We start from the raw sequence: 15,953 nt of genomic DNA on the forward strand, positions 1-15,953 counted from the left end.
GCGCGCGTCTGATTGAGCAGCACGCTGTTGTAGGCGATCCATTTCATCGGTTCTTCCTCGCGAAGTTAATTGCTAGTGCTGCCGACGCGATTCAATGAGCTTCGTTTTCTCTGGCACCCATTGATCCAAGGCGACTTGTTCTGAGATATTCCCTTGGTGGACCAGTTGGCACAGGCCCAGATAAAGCGCATAGAGGTTAATAATGCCCCTGTCGTCAGGGTGTTTGTCCATCAGTTTTTGCAGCGCGTCGTTGCTTTGCCCATTGCATAGCTCGCCGGGCATGATGGTCTCAATCTCAAACACGTTCGAGGTAACGGCTGATTGAGCATTGAGCGCGACCAGCAGGAGGAAAATGGCTCGTTTTTTCATGGTGCGTCCCAGGTTCATCGTTAGACAAAACATAGCCCATTTTTTAATTTAAAGTGGCGCAGGGGGCACTGTTCCGCAGCGCAAACAAGTCGGCCAAGTGCCATCTTTTTTGTGGCTGTATGCTGCGCCGCCAGGTGCTGGGATCAGCTGACATAGACCTTTGAAATAACGTCCGGAATTGGCCGGTTTCGGACGGAATTAGCGCATGTCACGCGTTTTTGCTTACTGTCGAGTGTCGACCACAGACCAGACGACCCAAAATCAAAGTCGGGAAATTCAAGCTGCCGGTTTTGCCATTCAACCGCATCGTTTGATTGAAGAAAGCATCAGTGGTTCAGTTGCGGCTAAAGAGCGACCTGGCTTTAATAAATTGATCGACCGGATGGAATCGGGCGATGTGTTGGTAGTCACCAAACTGGATCGACTCGGTCGCAACGCTATGGATGTCAGAGCCACGGTCGAGCATCTTTCTGATTCCGGGGTGCGGGTCCATTGTCTGGCGTTAGGTGGCGTTGATCTAACCAGTTCTGCCGGCAAGATGACCATGCAGGTTATTGCAGCGGTTGCTGAGTTTGAGCGTGACTTGCTGATTGAGCGAACCCAAGCGGGCATTGGTCGCGCGAAGGCGGCGGGTAAGCAGTTCGGTCGGCCGCCGGCGCTCAATGCGGAAGCGCGTGCTGACGTTGTCAAACGCTTGGCCGCTGGCAGCAACGTTTCGGAGTTGGCTCGGGAATTCAAAACCCCCCGGCAAACCATTATGCGGATTAGGGAGGCTGCGTTGAAATCACAAGAAGTCGACAATACGATCCGCTCTTCTGGAGAGTAACTGATGAATCATCTATATCTTGAAAGGCACGATACCGAAAACAACATGCATCGCTTTTATCAAATGTTTGTGACGCCAGGCCTGTTTGACGATTGGTCATTGATTAAGGAGTGGGGCAGGGTTGGTTCACCTGGCACGGTCAGAACGGAGTGGTTCGACACCCAGGAAGACGCCATAGTCGCCGAGAATAAATTATGTGCTGCCAAATATAAAAAGGGTTATCGCACTCTTCGTTCAGAAAAATAATGCGAGACACTTGTATCCCCAATAGGATCTTGGAGGAATCATTAAAATGATTCATTGTTAACAATTGGCACTTACGCTGAAATTCATGGAAACGGAGCGCTAGCGAAGTGATGAATTTTAGTCCCCGATAGGCGTAGCGCCGGGCGGGTTTTCGCAGAAAACCTGCAAGGCATCGCGACACGCCGTTAAGTCATGCGAGAGCCAATGTTTCGACCCCTTGTTGGGTCGAAAGGAGGTGACGCGGACGAATCGGGGCCGCCGAAGGCAATCACCGTGACGGTGGAGTCCTGATTTTCGTCCCATGGATGGGCGAAAATCTTTACGGACGGAAGGCGTCACTCGCCGACAACGCCAGAGACTGAAGCTGCTTTTCAGCGAAATGAATATATGCTTGACGAATTTTGCATATATGCATAATATATGCAAAATGCAATCAATAAGGGTGGCCGACATGTCAGAATATAATCCAAATCAAAAAGCAGGACATGCTGTGGCACGCCTTCGTGCTGAAGCTGGCGTGACGCAATCTACTCTAGCCGAAAAATCTGGACTTGATCAGAGCCGTATTTCCCGAATTGAAAAAGGGGAAGTTGTTTCCTCTGCTGATATTGATCGAGTTCTCGATGCACTAGAGGAGCTCGGTGTAACAAACGCCAATAACTTCAAGAAATATGCTGAGCGTAAGTGGACGCAAATTGAGCCACCATCATTCTGGAATCCTGAACGAGAATGCCTTGAAATTACCGAAGATACTCTCGAAGAAATTTCCAACTTTCTCGACGCCGAGGAAAGGCCATGGCCGCTTCGTCGCCAAATCGAAAAACACCGCGAATCATTGTCCCGAGCGGCAAACTACCTTGTCCGCTTAAACCACAACATTGCATTCATCGGTGATCAAGGGGTTGGGAAATCAACGGGGATTAGTTTCATTTTTGATCTACTCGTACCACCATCCGCAACAGATAAAGCCATCAATCGCCCTGTCCTCGAAACAGGCGCTGGTGGGACAACGTTTTGTGAAGTTCATATTAAAACTGGGCCTGAATTTGGCATTTCGCTACTACCGATGAACGACGCAGAATTGCGCGAATTAGTAGCCGATTTCTGTGCGTCTAAATGGGCAATTAATACCAATGGACTACGTGATAAAGGAGGAGAGACAATTAGCGTTAGTCGTGAAGCGGAACGCGCTATTCGCAACATGTCAGGACTTGTAAGGAAGAAGGAAATCGTTGATGGGAAGCCTATTTATAATGACCCGGTGAACGAGCTCGTAAAATCTAGTGATAGCGAGGAGGAGTTTAGAACGCAGGTATTAGGATTAATGCGTCTTGAAGACCGAACACGTCGGGAATTATGGTATGACAGTTCAACACGGAAACATCCTATGGAGTGGGTTACGGAGACTTTCAAGGCTGTCAATAATGGCCGTCTTTCGGATGTTTCATTGCCAATGAGCATTGATCTTCTCATTCCAAGTTTTAGCCGTAATTTTGGCGAGCTAGAAATTACGGTCATTGACACCAAAGGCGTTGATGATGTTGCAGTGCGCGAAGACTTGGATCACAGACTTAAAGACCCAAGAACTAAAGTTGTGTTTTGCTCACGTTTTAACGACGCTCCAGGAACAAGCACCCGCGTGCTACTTCAACATATGCAAAAAACATTTTCAGAGCGATTTGATACGGGGAAAGTATCGATTCTTGCATTACCGCGTGCAGAGGAAGCTCGTTCGATGAAGGATGATATGGGCGAGCATGCTTTAACAGATTCTGAAGGCTATGAATTTAAGCGCATGCAGGTTACTTCTGAATTATCGGCCGATGATTTAGCGGGTATTCCATTGATTTTTTATAATTTTGAATCAGATGACGTAAATACCGTTCAAGCAGAATTGTTCGGCCAAATAAGTTATATGCGTAAATCAGTTGAAGCCAGGCTTATTGATCTTTGTGATGCCACCCAAGACATTATTAAAAACCATGAGAAGCAAGCGCTCAACGCCGCGCTTGAGGAGGTAGCCAATCGGCTAAACACATTTCTTAAAGGTAATAGACGGTTAGGCGCGCGGGAGCGACTAGCTCACGTTGAAGCCATCAATACTGCAAGGGATGTGCGCTACGCGTCAACATTGTGGGCCGCTACGCGTCGAAATGGCGAGTATTCAGGACTAAATATTTTACATTTAGTTGGGGTTGGTGCGGCTCGTGATGCAAGTTTGCGTAGTCAACGCTGGTTTATTGGACTTGATGCATTTTTGAAATCACTCAAAGCCGATGGGGATCTTGCGCTTGCAGGCCGATCTATTGATCAAATTGCAACTAGTGCATCTGAATCAAAGAGGGTATTTCAAGAAGCCGTTATACGCGGTGGCATTGAGGTTTATCGAGATCCACTTTCTCAAGCGCCGGTGTGGTCAACCTGCGCCAGTGAATGGGGCAGGGGGCCAAAATTCAAATTGCGCGTTGCCGACCATCTTGAACAATGGTTTACCGAGAAAACTGAGCTTAAAGAAATTTTGGAAAACATGATCAATAGTCTTTGGGAAAAGTCCGTGATTGCCCCACTGTTGCAATTGGCGCAGGAAAATTCAACAGAAGATTAATAAACAAGTATTGGCTTCCGACTGGAAAACTGTGCCAAAAATCTTGATTTTTTGGCACAACGAAAGCTGGTTTACTCCAAACGCTGAAATTCATGGAAACGGAGCGCTAGCGAAGTGATGAATTTTAGTCCCCGATAGGCGTAGCGCCGGGCGGGTTTTCGCAGAAAACCTGCAAGGCATCGCGACACGCCGTTAAGTCATGCGAGAGCCAATGTTTCGACCCCTTGTTGGGTCGAAAGGAGGTGACGCGGACGAATCGGGGCCGCCGAAGGCAATCACCGTGACGGTGGAGTCCTGATTTTCGTCCCATGGATGGGCGAAAATCTTTACGGACGGAAGGCGTCACTCGCCGATTTATAGTTATTGGTTTACTGACTTACAAAGTAAAAGGGATTATGCTAGACGACATCAAAAAAACTCTATGGGCCGCAGCCGATAAGCTGCGGGCCAACATGGACGCCGCCGAATACAAGCATCTGGTACTAGGCCTGATCTTCGTCAAATATGTTTCCGACACCTTCGCCGCCCGCCGCGCCGAACTCACCCGGCGCTTTACCGATGAAGCCGACGAGTATTTCCTGCATGAGTGCGATGACGAAATGTTGGCCGAAGAGTTGGAGGACCGCGACTATTACAAAGAGGTCAATGTGTTCTGGGTGCCGGAGACAGCCCGATGGGAAGCTCTGCGTGCCGCTGCCAAGCAAGCCGACATCGGTAAACGCATTGATGATGCCCTGGCGATTATAGAAACCGAAAATCCCAAGCTGAAAGGAATCCTTGATAAACGCTACGCTCGCGCCCAACTGCCGGACGGTAAACTTGGGGAGCTGGTCGATCTGGTGTCCACCATCGGCTTTGGCGACGATCCCGGCCAGGCCCGCGACGTTTTGGGCCAAGTGTATGAATATTTCCTGGGTCAGTTCGCCAGCGCCGAAGGAAAGAAAGGCGGTCAGTTCTATACGCCCGCCAGCATCGTTAAAACCCTGGTCGCCGTGCTGGCCCCGCATCATGGCAAGGTCTACGACCCTTGCTGCGGTTCCGGCGGCATGTTCGTACAATCGGAAAAATTCATCGAAGCCCACGGCGGCAAGCTAGGCGACGTGTCGATTTACGGCCAGGAATCCAACCCCACCACCTGGCGATTGGCGGCGATGAATCTGGCGATACGCGGTATTGACTTCAACCTGGGTCGTGAACCCGCCGACACATTCACCCGAAACCAGCACCCGGATTTACGCGCCGATTTCATATTGGCCAATCCACCGTTCAACATCAGCGATTGGTGGCACGGCAGTCTGGAAGGCGATCCGCGCTGGGTTTTTGGCACCCCGCCGCAAGGCAACGCCAATTATGCCTGGTTGCAGCACATGCTCTATCAGCTCAAAGCCAACGGTCGCGCTGGTATCGTACTGGCTAACGGCTCGATGAGTTCCAGCCAAAACAGCGAAGGCGACATCCGCCGCGCCATGGTCGATGCCGACGTGGTGGAAGTGATGATCGCCTTGCCCGGCCAGTTGTTCTTTAACACCCAGATTCCGGCCTGCTTGTGGTTCTTGGCTAAACAAAAAACCACTCGGCAAGGCGAAGTGCTATTCATCGACGCCCGCAAACTTGGCAGTATGATCAGCCGGGTGCAGGCAGAATTGACTGATGAGGTTATTGAACGCATTGCCGGTACGGTGGCGGCGTGGCGAGGCGAAGATGGTGTTGGCGATTATCAAAACATCCCCGGCTACTGCTGTAGCGTCAAACTGACCGAAATTGCCGAACACGGCCACGTCCTCACACCTGGCCGCTATGTCGGCGCCGAAGAAGTCGAGGACGACGACGAAGCCTTTGCCGACAAGATGCAAAAGCTCACCGAAAAGCTGGGCGAGCAGATGGCAAAAGGCGCGGAACTCGACCAGTTGATTCGGCAGAAGATGGGAGGTCTGGGGTATGAGTTCTGAAATCGAATGGTCACGCATACCACTTAAGAATGCCGGCGTCACGTTGATAGATTGTGATCACCGTACTCCGCCAGCTGCTGAAGATGGTTATCCGTACATTGCGATACCTCAGCTCAAAAATGGTCATATCGAACTTGACGGGGTTCGCAAGATTTCAAAAGAGCATTTTTCCGACTGGACAAAGAAGCTGAAGCCTCAGGCTGATGACGTTATCGTCGTTCGGCGTTGCAACTCTGGTGATAGTGCTGTCGTACCTAAGGGTTTGGAGTGTGCTATTGGACAAAACTTGGTTGTTTTGCGAACTGATGGAAAAACGGTTCACCCTAAATTTCTTCGTTGGTTGTTACGTGGCCCTGATTGGTGGGATCAAGTTAATAAGTACATCAATGTTGGCGCTGTATTCGACAGCCTTAAATGCAAAGAGATACCGCACTTTGAGTTGACCATTCCGCCAATCGGCGAGCAATCAAAAATCGCGGAAATTCTTGGAGCACTCGACGACCGAATCACCCTTCTGCGTGAAACCAACACCACGCTGGAAGCGATCGCTCAAGCGCTGTTCAAATCGTGGTTTGTCGATTTCGACCCCATCCACGCCAAACAACAAGGCCGCATTCCAGAAGGCATGGACGAAGCCGCCGCGGCGCTGTTTCCCGATAGTTTTGAGGAGTCAGAATTGGGGGTGGTGCCGAGGGGGTGGCAAGTTGGGTTACTAGGTACTTGGCTTTCAGCTCTTGAAACGGGTCGTAGGCCTAAAGGTGGGGTAAGCGGAATTGATAGCGGCGTTCCTAGTATCGGCGCAGAAAGCATTATTCGCGTTGGTGAGTTCGACTTTGCCAAAACCAAATACGTTTCGGATGAGTTTTTCGACAAAATGAAAGCCGGGCGGTTGGAGTCGCGAGATGTCTTGTTATACAAGGATGGTGGTAAACCAGGCGTATTCTTACCTCGGGTTTCAATGTTTGGCGATGGCTTTCCTTATGAAATCTGCGGCATTAATGAACATGTTTTTCGCATTCGACTGAAAGAACCTTTCGGACAGACATTCTTGTATTTTTGGTTATGGAGCGACGCAATAATGCATGAGCTGAAGCACCGAGGGGGGAAGGCGGCGATTCCAGGTATTAATCAATCTGACGTCAAAGAGCAACGTCTGCTGATACCTGATGAATTGGTTCTAGGGAAATTTGATGAACTGACTTACCCATTGATCTCCAGAATCTTCGGCAATGCGAAGCAAATCCAAACTCTCACTAACCTCCGCGATACATTGCTCCCCCGTCTAATCTCCGGCCAACTCCGTCTGCCGGAAGTCGAAGCCATGGTAGAGCAGGCTTGAGATGTCGACCTTTCGCGTATTCAAGTTTTCTTTGATATTCACGCCGACTATTAAAGAATGCTTTAATATGACGACTCTCTATTAAAGAAGATTTGCATACCATGCGCAGCACCGGCGATTACGTTATTTCCACGACCTTGGGCGAGCCCGTGCGGGCGTTTGTCCCGCATCCGTTGCCGCCTAGCGACCCAGTTTTGGCCGTTGATAGTTATGTTGCGCTCAACCATACCGCCGAGCTGGCGTTGGCACGGTTGTCGGGGGTGTCCGGGCTGGTGCCGTCCGTGGATTGGTTGCTGTATAGCGCGATCCGCAAAGAAGCGTTGCTGACCTCGCAGATCGAGGGCACGCAAGCCACGCTGACCGATTTGTTCGATGAGGAAGCCGGCTTTGCAGTCAGCAATACCGACGATGTGGAAGAAGTGACCAACTATCTACGCGCCTTCCGTCTGGTGCAGGATAACTTACGCGCTGCCGACGGCTTGCCGATCAGCGTTCGCTTGTTGTGTAACGCACACCATCTGCTGCTCGATGGGGCGAGAGGCACGGGAAAACAACCCGGCGAGTTGCGCCGTTCGCAAAATTGGATTGGCGGCACTCGCCCCGGTAATGCGGCATTTGTACCGCCACCGGCTGAACGGGTGGCGGATTTGCTCGCCGATGTGGAACGCTTCATTCACACCACGCCGCCGGATGATTTGCCGCCGTTGGTGAAGATTGCCCTGGTGCATGCCCAATTTGAAACTATCCACCCGTTTCTGGATGGCAACGGCCGGATTGGCCGCTTGTTGATTGCCGCCTTGATGGAGCACTGGGGCTTATTGCCGGAACCCTTGATGTATCTCAGTGGTTACTTGAAACAACACCAGAGCGAGTATTACCGGCGCTTGCCGGCCATCCGCACCGATGGCGACTGGGAGGGCTGGGTGTCTTTCTTTTTGGAAGCGGTGGCAGTGGCGGCGACCGATGCCGAGCGCAGTATTGTGGCGATTGCCAGCCTGGTAGCGGCAGATCGTCGGCGACTGCTGGGCGCAGCGAAAGTCGGGCCGGCCAGTTATCGCTTGTTTGAGTTGCTGCCGATGATGCCGCGCTTCAGCATTGAACAGGTGCGCCAGAAACTGAATACCACCTTCCCAACCGCCACTGCGGCGGTCAACGTGTTGGAAGAGTTGGGTATCGTGGTGGAATTTACCGGACAGAAAAAAAATCGCAGTTACAGTTATCAAGCTTACATCGAGTTGCTGACCCGCTGATGCAACCGAGCACCACACACCACTAGCCTAACGGAGACAGGCCATGACCGAAGACCAATTAGAACAGGAAGCACTCGGCTGGCTGGCCGAGGTTGGTTATTCAGGCCTTTACGGACCAGAACTTGCGCCGGATGGCAGCAACCCCGAGCGCGGCAATTATCAGCAAGTGGTACTGGTCGAACGCTTACGTTCGGCGATTGCCCGGCTAAACCCGGCGATTCCGTTGGTGGCGCGGGAAGATGCCATGCAGCAGGTGTTGAATTTGGAAGTGCCAGGGCTGTTAGCCGCCAATCGCCACTTTCACCGGTTGCTAGTCAACGGCGTACCGGTAGAGTACCAGAAGGACGGCGATATCCGAGGGGATAGGGTGCGCTTGATCGACTTTGCCGAGCCATCCAGTAATGAGTGGTCGGCGATCAACCAGTTTGCCATCAAGGGTCCGAAACACTCGCGCCGACCTGACATCATCCTATTCATCAACGGCCTGCCGTTGGTGTTGCTGGAGCTTAAAAATCCTGCCGACGAGAACGCCGACATCTGGAAGGCCTTCGACCAGCTTCAAACCTACAAGGAACAAATTCCGGATGTGTTCCAGTACAACGAGGTGCTGGTGATTTCCGATGGTAGCGAAGCCCGTCTGGGATCGTTATCCAGCGATGCCGAACGCTTCATGCAGTGGCGCACCATCGACGGAGTATCGCTGGACCCGTTAGGCCAATTCAACGAACTGGAAACACTGATACACGGTTTGTTGAATCCGGCAACCTTACTCGATTATTTACGTTTTTTCGTCCTGTTCGAGGATGACGGCGGCCTGATCAAGAAAGTCGCGGGCTATCATCAGTACCATGCGGTACACGCCGCCATTCAACACGTGGTGACCGCCTCCCGACCGGATGGCAACCATAAAGGCGGCGTGGTCTGGCATACCCAAGGCAGCGGCAAGAGTATCACCATGACCTGTTTTGCCGCCCGCGTGATGCAGGAAGCGGCGATGGAGAATCCGACCATCGTGGTGATTACCGACCGCAACGACCTGGACGGTCAATTGTTCGGGGTATTCTCGCTGGGGCAGGATTTTTTACGCGAACAGCCGGTGCAAGCCGAAACCCGGCAGGACTTGCGCGCAAAACTGGCTAACCGGCCCTCCGGCGGCATCGTCTTTGCCACCATCCAGAAATTCATGCCCGGTGCCGATGAAGATAGTTTCCCTGTGTTGTCCGACCGGAACAATATCGTAGTAATTGCCGACGAGGCACACCGCACCCAATACGGCTTTGAAGCCAAACTGAAGACGGTCAAATCCCCCAAACCCAGCGCCAATGATGACACTCTGGCTCAGGCCGCCGAACCCGGCGAGGTCTATCAGGTCGGTTATGCCCAGCATTTGCGTGACGCGCTGCCCAATGCCACCTTCGTTGCCTTTACTGGCACGCCGGTATCGCTGGAAGACCGCGATACGCGGGCGGTGTTTGGCGAGTACATCCACGTTTATGATATGCAGCAGGCCAAGGAAGACGGCGCGACGGTAGCGATTTACTTTGAATCGCGGCTGGCCAAGTTAGCACTGAAGCCGGAGCAGTTGCCACAGATAGATGATGAAGTCGACGAACTGGCCGAGGATGAGGAAGACGATCAAAAAGCCAATTTGAAAAGCCGTTGGGCTGCGCTGGAAAAGGTGGTCGGCGCCGAACCGCGTATCGCCAGCGTGGCAGCGGACTTGGTCGCCCATTTCGAGGAACGCAACAAAGCCCAGGACGGCAAGGCCATGGTGGTGGCGATGAGCCGCGAAATTTGTGTGCATCTGTATAACAAGATCATCAAACTACGCCCAGACTGGCACAGCGACGACCCGGAGCAAGGCGCGATCAAGATCGTGATGACAGGTTCTGCCAGTGACAAGGCCTTGCTGCGTCCGCATATCTACAGCAAACAGCAGAAAAAGCGCCTGGAAAAGCGCTTTAAAGATCCGGCCGATCCGTTGCGCTTGGTAATCGTGCGGGATATGTGGCTGACCGGTTTCGACGCGCCGTGTGTGCATACGCTGTATGTCGATAAACCGATGAAGGGCCACAACCTGATGCAGGCCATCGCCCGCGTCAACCGGGTTTTCAAGGACAAGCAAGGCGGCCTGGTGGTGGATTACATCGGTATCGCCAACGAATTGAAGTCGGCTTTGAAGGACTACACCGCCAGCCAGGGCCGTGGCCGACCCACCGTCGATGCGGCCGAAGCCTATTCCGTGCTGGAGGAAAAGCTCGATATTCTGCGGGGCATACTGTACGGCTATGACTATAGTGACTTTTTAACCACAGGCCACAAACGACTGGCCGGCGCAGCCAACCATGTCCTCGGCCAGAAGGACGGCAAAAAGCGGTTTGCCGATACCGCGCTGGCTATGAGTAAGGCCTTTACCCTGTGTTGCACACTGGATGAAGCCAAAGCAGTACGGGAGGAAGTGGCGTTTTTTCAGGCGGTGAAAGTCATTCTCACCAAGCCCGACATCAGCCGGAGAAAACGTAGCGACGAGGAACGTGATCTGGCAATCCGGCAAATCATCAATTCCGCGGTGGTCTCGGAAGATGTGGTGGACATCTTCGAAGCCGTTGGTCTGGATAAGCCCAATATCGGTATCCTGGACGACGACTTCCTGGCTGACGTGCGTAACCTGCCGGAACGTAATTTGGCCGTGGAGTTGCTTGAGCGGTTACTGGAAGGTGAAATCAAATCTCGCTTTGCCGGCAACGTGGTGCAGGAAAAGAAGTTCTCCGAGCTGCTGGCCAACGTCATCAAGCGTTATCAGAACCGAGCCATTGAAACAGCCCAAGTGATTGAAGAGCTGATTCAGATGGCGAAGAAGTTTAGGGAAGCCGCTGGCCGTGGAGAGTCGTTGGGGTTGAGTGAAGATGAAATCCGCTTTTACGATGCCCTGGCCGATAATGAATCAGCCGTCCGCGAACTGACCGATGAAACCCTGAAGCTTATCGCCCATGAACTTACAGAGAACCTACGCCAGAACATTACGGTGGATTGGTCGCAAAGGGAAAGCGTGAGGGCCAAGTTACGCTTGATGGTGAAACGTATTCTTCGTAAGTACAAGTATCCGCCAGATCAGCAGGAGACTGCGATTGAGCTGGTTTTGCAGCAGGCACAGGCTTTAGGTGAAGCATGGATGTAGATAATTTGAGCGGGTTGCATGTAAAAATGGTCAGACTTTGGGTCTGAAATCAAATAGCGACTTTGGCTATTTCAAAACCATGAAAAGATGAAAATCAGCTATGGAGAATGCCTTTTTCAAATCAGCCAATTCACAGTTTAGGCTATTTTGGGTTGTTCGAAAACATGACAAACAGTGAGAGATAAGCCTCCACAGGCCCTCTCAGATAGCCGACATTTATAATTTTGGGCTTTTATTGCATTTTCAAACTCTGTTTGGATATTGGTGGTCATGGCCACTTTACCGGTGCTGTTGTTAGGCAAATTGGAAGTTTCCTTTCAAGGCATTGCCCAAGCTGGTCAAAATCCACGGCTGGTACCGTGGTTTGTAGATTGGATGGTATTTTGCAAATTGGGCGGCCGCTGGCTGTTGGGGATTGCGGTGGCTTGACTATGTATTCAATTACAGCGTAGGTTGCTGTAGGCTTGAAACGACGGTATATCCCCCCTCACTATCCGTTTTTGTCTTTTTTTGATGACCTCGTAGCTCTTTTTAACACATCTTCAAGCCGCCGATTGCACTTTGCTCCAAGGCTTCGATCTGCTCAATTTGAGCAACACTCTTTCCAATTTGCTACTTTGGTAAGCTGCGCTGGTTTGGCACCTCTATATTGCTGCTTTAGAGATGCCAGACGGCTTTCTCTACTGATTATCAACGAGCTTGTTTGTGTAGTCAGTACGAAATTGAACGCCTATTGTCTCCAAAGCCGCTTCATATTCAGTTTGATTTGCTACAACGATAGGTATTTCTCTCGGGTCTCCTAGCGAATTTGTTGAACGTTGCGGCAATAGATCGTACCTAAGGCGCTTATCGAAATAATACAGTAGTGCATATCGAACCGGCAAAACAACATAGCCATCTTGCATTGCATAATCCTGCTCAATTGCTCTTTTTTGAGAAGTCGAGAGTCGCGGATTAGGTGCAAGTTTAACCTCGAAATAGGTGAGCCATTTGTCATCGCTTTCTACACCAGGCCCAGGAGCTCCCTCCGCTCTTGTATTGCTGCAACGGGAAAGGAGAAAATCCTTAAATCTATTGTCCCGATGGCAATACGCTCTCATATGCCAACGAAATCCGTCTGAGGCAAAGGCATGCGGTGTAACACGGCGCCACGCAGTCTCAGTTGTCGTTGGATTTAACGACTGGTATTCAATTTCAATGGATCTTTTTGACCTGATAGCTTTAAGAATTCCGAAAAGGATAGTTGGTTCGACTTTACGGGTTGGAATTGGAATAACTTCAGCCGCTGGGGTGGTATTTAGCCAAGTATCTTCTAATTCCACCGATTGGGTGGATAGTGCAGTCAGTTGCTTGAGATAACGATCCGCGTCCGGCTCGATGAGTTTAAATTCGAATTGATCCGTCGCAACATATCGTTTGGAACTTAAGTCATATCGGAGATTTTGAGGGGCAAGTTTTTGATAAGTGGTTAAGTCACTAGACGCCTGCGGCGCCGATACCCCGAAATGCTCCATTATATGAGATCGATTAATTGTACCTTCCCAATAAGATACAAACTCAATAAATTCAAGGCGTCGCTCCACCCCCCACCGCTTTTTTTGTGTTGATTGCTTCATTGGCATCTCATTATCAGTAAAAAAACTTTACGCATAAGCTTTCTTTATTGTATATTAAAACCGTACTGATGTGATGCATAAGTGTTCACCCACTTGTGTGCCACGGCAAGGTTAACAATCGCATCAATGATCACGGTCGTTTGATCATTGATGTGAAATCCCCCAATTATCGTCAGATTTCTCACTAGAGGACCGAAAATGACAACAGAACATAGCTATCCCTACAAAATTAACGGTCAACCGGCTAACACCCTTGATAAAACTCCTATTGCAGGTCAGGTGTTAGCCGATGCCGGCTTTGAACCAGCGGAAGATTTTGTACTGATCATGCGCACTGCACATGGGACCCGCGTGGTCTCGTCGGATGAAATTCTTGAATTGACGGGATCAATCAAAGAATTTTTTGCCTTCGAAACGGGCACTGTATTTGAATTAACAGTCAATGGGCATTCAATCTGGTGGGGAAGCCCAAAAATTGAGATCGCGACAATACGCTCACTTGCAAATGTGAAGGAGGATGAAGACCTTATCTGGGAGCGTGTTGATGAAGAAGACCAGACGCTTGGGTTGCAAGGTTATTTTAATCTCAATGAAAGCGGTATCGAACACCTCAAAACACACAAGCGTCATAAGCCAGAAGTCGAGTATCACTATTTCGTAGACGGTGTCGAATATCGCACTGATCAACCAGAGCTAACTGGCGCTCAAATTATGGCGAAAATTCCCGACTGGGATGCAGCTAATTCTTTGGTATTGGAAGGGGAGGGAACTGAGCCTGATGAGGTAATTCGCCCATCCACAATAGTAGAGTTTAAAGGGCGCGAAACACCTGCACATTTCGCTATTGTCCCACCCGCAACATTTGGAATGCTATGAAATCTGTTCAGGATCAGTTTACGTCACTGATCGAGGTTTTTCCTGACTCCAAAATGACCGGTGAGAACGGATGTCATCTCGTAGTTATTCCTTCCGTAACGTTACCACAAGGGTGGTCAGCCCCAGAGACTCATATTCGTTTTGTTGTTCCTAATGGTTACCCATATGCCTCTCCAGACTGTTTCTGGGCAGATCACTCATTGCGACTGGAAAATGGACAAATGCCACAAAATGCACAGATCGGCCAAGTCGTACCCGGGCAACCTGACGCGCAGACATTATGGTTTTCCTGGCATGTGGCTAATGGGGCATGGAATGCAGCAACCTGCGACTTGCTAACGTATGTGAAAATTATTAGAAGCCGATTCGTGGAGCTGAAATGACTGAGATTGTTGTTGGGGTACCGACCATTACCGCCTTAATAAACTCACTTCAAGCGGACACTGAGAGAGGGGCAGCATTATATTTGTGTTATGACGCGGTTAGTAATCGATATCTGGTACACGACATAGAAATTGCAAATGAAGCAGATGTACTTTCTGCGTCAGAAATCGAAATTACCTTTGCGCCGCAGTTTTTAACTCGCATAACTAGGCGTGCTCGCGAACAAAAACAACATTTGGTGCTGCTACATACGCATCCCAAGGGGGCTCCAGAGTTTTCTTTAATAGATGATGCGACCGAAGTTGGGCTTGTCGAATTTGTAAAAAAGCGTATTCCCGATGGAAACGCATTCTCAATGATACTCTGCGACGGAAAACTAAAAGCTCGGTGGTTTGGAACTCAAGAATCTATTTCTGTGCGGCAAATTGGCCCAATAATCACTATTCCAGCCACCCGGAATTCAGAGGACGAAAATAACGAACGCTATGACCGACAAGTTCGAGCATTTGGCGAGCATGGTCAAAGGATATTGCGCAATTTATCGGTTGTAATCGTTGGTTTGGGAGGAACTGGATCGGTCACCGTGCAACAATTAGCGCATCTTGGTGTTGGGACGTTTATTCTCATTGACCCTGACGCTGTAGAAGAAACCAATTTGAATCGTGTGGTTGGTACGCAGCCAGAATCCGTTGGAAAATCGAAGATTGATGTTGCGTCCATCCTTATTCGCACGATTAACCCATCCGCTCAAGTTCACATTTACTCGGATTCCGTCATTACCGAAAACGCAAGGCGATTAATGTGCTCGGCGGACTGCATTTTTATGTGTACTGATTCTCACGTGAGCAGAGCCTTTTTATCGGAATTTGCTTTCCAATATCTCATTCCCGCGTTCGATATCGGCGTATCAATTACCTTGAGAGATAATCACGTTTACGCTGTAACAGGACGCACCCAAATGCTAGCTCCCGGTTTACCGTGTCTTCTGTGCAGTAATGTACTCGATTCGCGAATCATCCGTGAAGAATTAATGACTCCAGAACAACGTGAATCTGATCCGTACTTTAATGGTGGAAGCGGTGTTAACCAACCTGCAGTTATTTCACTTAATAGCACGATGGTATCTTTGGCGGTGACAATGTTTCTAGCTGCATTCACAGGAACTCCCGTGCGCGCCAGATGGCAATCCTACGATGCATTAACGGGTAATGTGCGCGTGTTTGCTACTAAACCTGATCCTGATTGCCCTATCTGCGGGGCGAATGGCGTTATAGCTGCTGGGGATTCACGGCATTTGAGCTTTTTAGAATGAAGA

13 protein-coding genes are annotated in these 15,953 nt (G+C 50.2%); 11 read left to right on the forward strand and 2 right to left on the reverse strand.

What is annotated here, in order from left to right; all coding sequences use genetic code 11:
* Nucleotides 1–72: 72 nt before the first annotated feature.
* Nucleotides 73–369 (reverse strand): hypothetical protein, encoded by a 297-nt coding sequence (locus tag ACQE3D_RS24695; RefSeq protein WP_427551838.1) that lies wholly within the window; start codon nucleotides 367–369, stop codon nucleotides 73–75.
* A gap of 205 nt (nucleotides 370–574) precedes the next feature.
* Between ACQE3D_RS24695 and ACQE3D_RS24700 the strand changes: the two genes are divergently transcribed.
* The 8 genes from ACQE3D_RS24700 to ACQE3D_RS24735 all read left to right on the forward strand — a co-directional run bounded on the left by ACQE3D_RS24700 (nucleotide 575) and on the right by ACQE3D_RS24735 (nucleotide 12,191).
* A complete protein-coding gene (locus ACQE3D_RS24700) occupies nucleotides 575–1,195 on the forward strand; it encodes a recombinase family protein (RefSeq protein WP_427551839.1) in 621 nt (206 codons plus the stop codon).
* A 3-nt stretch (nucleotides 1,196–1,198) separates the two neighbouring features.
* The gene (locus ACQE3D_RS24705) at nucleotides 1,199–1,441 is read left to right on the forward strand and encodes a WGR domain-containing protein (RefSeq protein WP_427551840.1); all 243 of its coding nucleotides are present in this window, start codon (nucleotides 1,199–1,201) and stop codon (nucleotides 1,439–1,441) included.
* Nucleotides 1,442–1,892: 451 nt separating this feature from the next.
* The gene (locus tag ACQE3D_RS24710; RefSeq protein WP_427551841.1) at nucleotides 1,893–4,046 is read left to right on the forward strand and encodes a helix-turn-helix domain-containing protein; all 2,154 of its coding nucleotides are present in this window, start codon (nucleotides 1,893–1,895) and stop codon (nucleotides 4,044–4,046) included.
* A gap of 395 nt (nucleotides 4,047–4,441) precedes the next feature.
* Nucleotides 4,442–5,995, forward strand: coding sequence for a type I restriction-modification system subunit M (locus ACQE3D_RS24715; protein WP_427551842.1), 1,554 nt, complete (start codon nucleotides 4,442–4,444; stop codon nucleotides 5,993–5,995).
* On the forward strand, nucleotides 5,985–7,334 hold the full coding sequence (locus ACQE3D_RS24720; RefSeq protein WP_427551843.1) for a restriction endonuclease subunit S: 1,350 nt from the start codon (nucleotides 5,985–5,987) through the stop codon (nucleotides 7,332–7,334). Before ACQE3D_RS24715 ends, ACQE3D_RS24720 begins: the two co-directional genes overlap by 11 nt.
* Nucleotides 7,335–7,435: 101 nt before the next feature.
* A complete protein-coding gene (locus ACQE3D_RS24725) occupies nucleotides 7,436–8,584 on the forward strand; it encodes a Fic family protein (RefSeq protein WP_427551844.1) in 1,149 nt (382 codons plus the stop codon).
* Between the two features lie 43 nt (nucleotides 8,585–8,627).
* Nucleotides 8,628–11,762 (forward strand): type I restriction endonuclease subunit R, encoded by a 3,135-nt coding sequence (locus ACQE3D_RS24730; protein ID WP_427551845.1) that lies wholly within the window; start codon nucleotides 8,628–8,630, stop codon nucleotides 11,760–11,762.
* A gap of 270 nt (nucleotides 11,763–12,032) precedes the next feature.
* Nucleotides 12,033–12,191: a hypothetical protein gene (locus ACQE3D_RS24735; protein ID WP_427551846.1), complete on the forward strand. Its 159-nt coding sequence runs from the start codon at nucleotides 12,033–12,035 to the stop codon at nucleotides 12,189–12,191.
* 251 nt (nucleotides 12,192–12,442) lie between these two features.
* Here the strand turns inward: ACQE3D_RS24735 and ACQE3D_RS24740 are convergent, their stop codons facing one another.
* Entirely contained in the window at nucleotides 12,443–13,378 is a 936-nt protein-coding gene (locus ACQE3D_RS24740) for a WYL domain-containing protein (RefSeq protein WP_171694425.1), read from the reverse strand.
* A gap of 198 nt (nucleotides 13,379–13,576) precedes the next feature.
* On the opposite strand from ACQE3D_RS24740, the gene ACQE3D_RS24745 reads away from it, so the two are divergent.
* The 3 genes from ACQE3D_RS24745 to ACQE3D_RS24755 are packed head-to-tail and all read left to right on the forward strand — an operon-like array spanning nucleotide 13,577 to nucleotide 15,950.
* A complete protein-coding gene (locus ACQE3D_RS24745) occupies nucleotides 13,577–14,254 on the forward strand; it encodes a multiubiquitin domain-containing protein (protein ID WP_427551847.1) in 678 nt (225 codons plus the stop codon).
* A 53-nt stretch (nucleotides 14,255–14,307) separates the two neighbouring features.
* Nucleotides 14,308–14,637 (forward strand): E2/UBC family protein, encoded by a 330-nt coding sequence (locus tag ACQE3D_RS24750; RefSeq protein WP_367650902.1) that lies wholly within the window; start codon nucleotides 14,308–14,310, stop codon nucleotides 14,635–14,637.
* Nucleotides 14,634–15,950: a HesA/MoeB/ThiF family protein gene (locus ACQE3D_RS24755; RefSeq protein WP_427551848.1), complete on the forward strand. Its 1,317-nt coding sequence runs from the start codon at nucleotides 14,634–14,636 to the stop codon at nucleotides 15,948–15,950. The genes ACQE3D_RS24750 and ACQE3D_RS24755 overlap by 4 nt, the downstream gene beginning before the upstream one ends.
* Nucleotides 15,951–15,953: the final 3 nt, after the last annotated feature.

This window comes from Methylomonas sp. MS20 (genome assembly GCF_050275925.1).
GTDB classification, from domain to species: domain Bacteria; phylum Pseudomonadota; class Gammaproteobacteria; order Methylococcales; family Methylomonadaceae; genus Methylomonas; species Methylomonas koyamae_A.

Bases quoted from the DNA above. Each gene is read 5' to 3' on its own strand.
- ACQE3D_RS24695 (WP_427551838.1), bottom strand. From the start codon at position 369: ATGAAAAAACGAGCCATTTTCCTCCTGCTGGTCGCGCTCAATGCTCAA.
- ACQE3D_RS24700 (WP_427551839.1), top strand. From the start codon at position 575: ATGTCACGCGTTTTTGCTTACTGTCGAGTGTCGACCACAGACCAGACG.
- ACQE3D_RS24705 (WP_427551840.1), top strand. From the start codon at position 1,199: ATGAATCATCTATATCTTGAAAGGCACGATACCGAAAACAACATGCAT.
- ACQE3D_RS24710 (WP_427551841.1), top strand. From the start codon at position 1,893: ATGTCAGAATATAATCCAAATCAAAAAGCAGGACATGCTGTGGCACGC.
- ACQE3D_RS24715 (WP_427551842.1), top strand. From the start codon at position 4,442: ATGCTAGACGACATCAAAAAAACTCTATGGGCCGCAGCCGATAAGCTG.
- ACQE3D_RS24720 (WP_427551843.1), top strand. From the start codon at position 5,985: ATGAGTTCTGAAATCGAATGGTCACGCATACCACTTAAGAATGCCGGC.
- ACQE3D_RS24725 (WP_427551844.1), top strand. From the start codon at position 7,436: ATGCGCAGCACCGGCGATTACGTTATTTCCACGACCTTGGGCGAGCCC.
- ACQE3D_RS24730 (WP_427551845.1), top strand. From the start codon at position 8,628: ATGACCGAAGACCAATTAGAACAGGAAGCACTCGGCTGGCTGGCCGAG.
- ACQE3D_RS24735 (WP_427551846.1), top strand. From the start codon at position 12,033: ATGGCCACTTTACCGGTGCTGTTGTTAGGCAAATTGGAAGTTTCCTTT.
- ACQE3D_RS24740 (WP_171694425.1), bottom strand. From the start codon at position 13,378: ATGAAGCAATCAACACAAAAAAAGCGGTGGGGGGTGGAGCGACGCCTT.
- ACQE3D_RS24745 (WP_427551847.1), top strand. From the start codon at position 13,577: ATGACAACAGAACATAGCTATCCCTACAAAATTAACGGTCAACCGGCT.
- ACQE3D_RS24750 (WP_367650902.1), top strand. From the start codon at position 14,308: ATGACCGGTGAGAACGGATGTCATCTCGTAGTTATTCCTTCCGTAACG.
- ACQE3D_RS24755 (WP_427551848.1), top strand. From the start codon at position 14,634: ATGACTGAGATTGTTGTTGGGGTACCGACCATTACCGCCTTAATAAAC.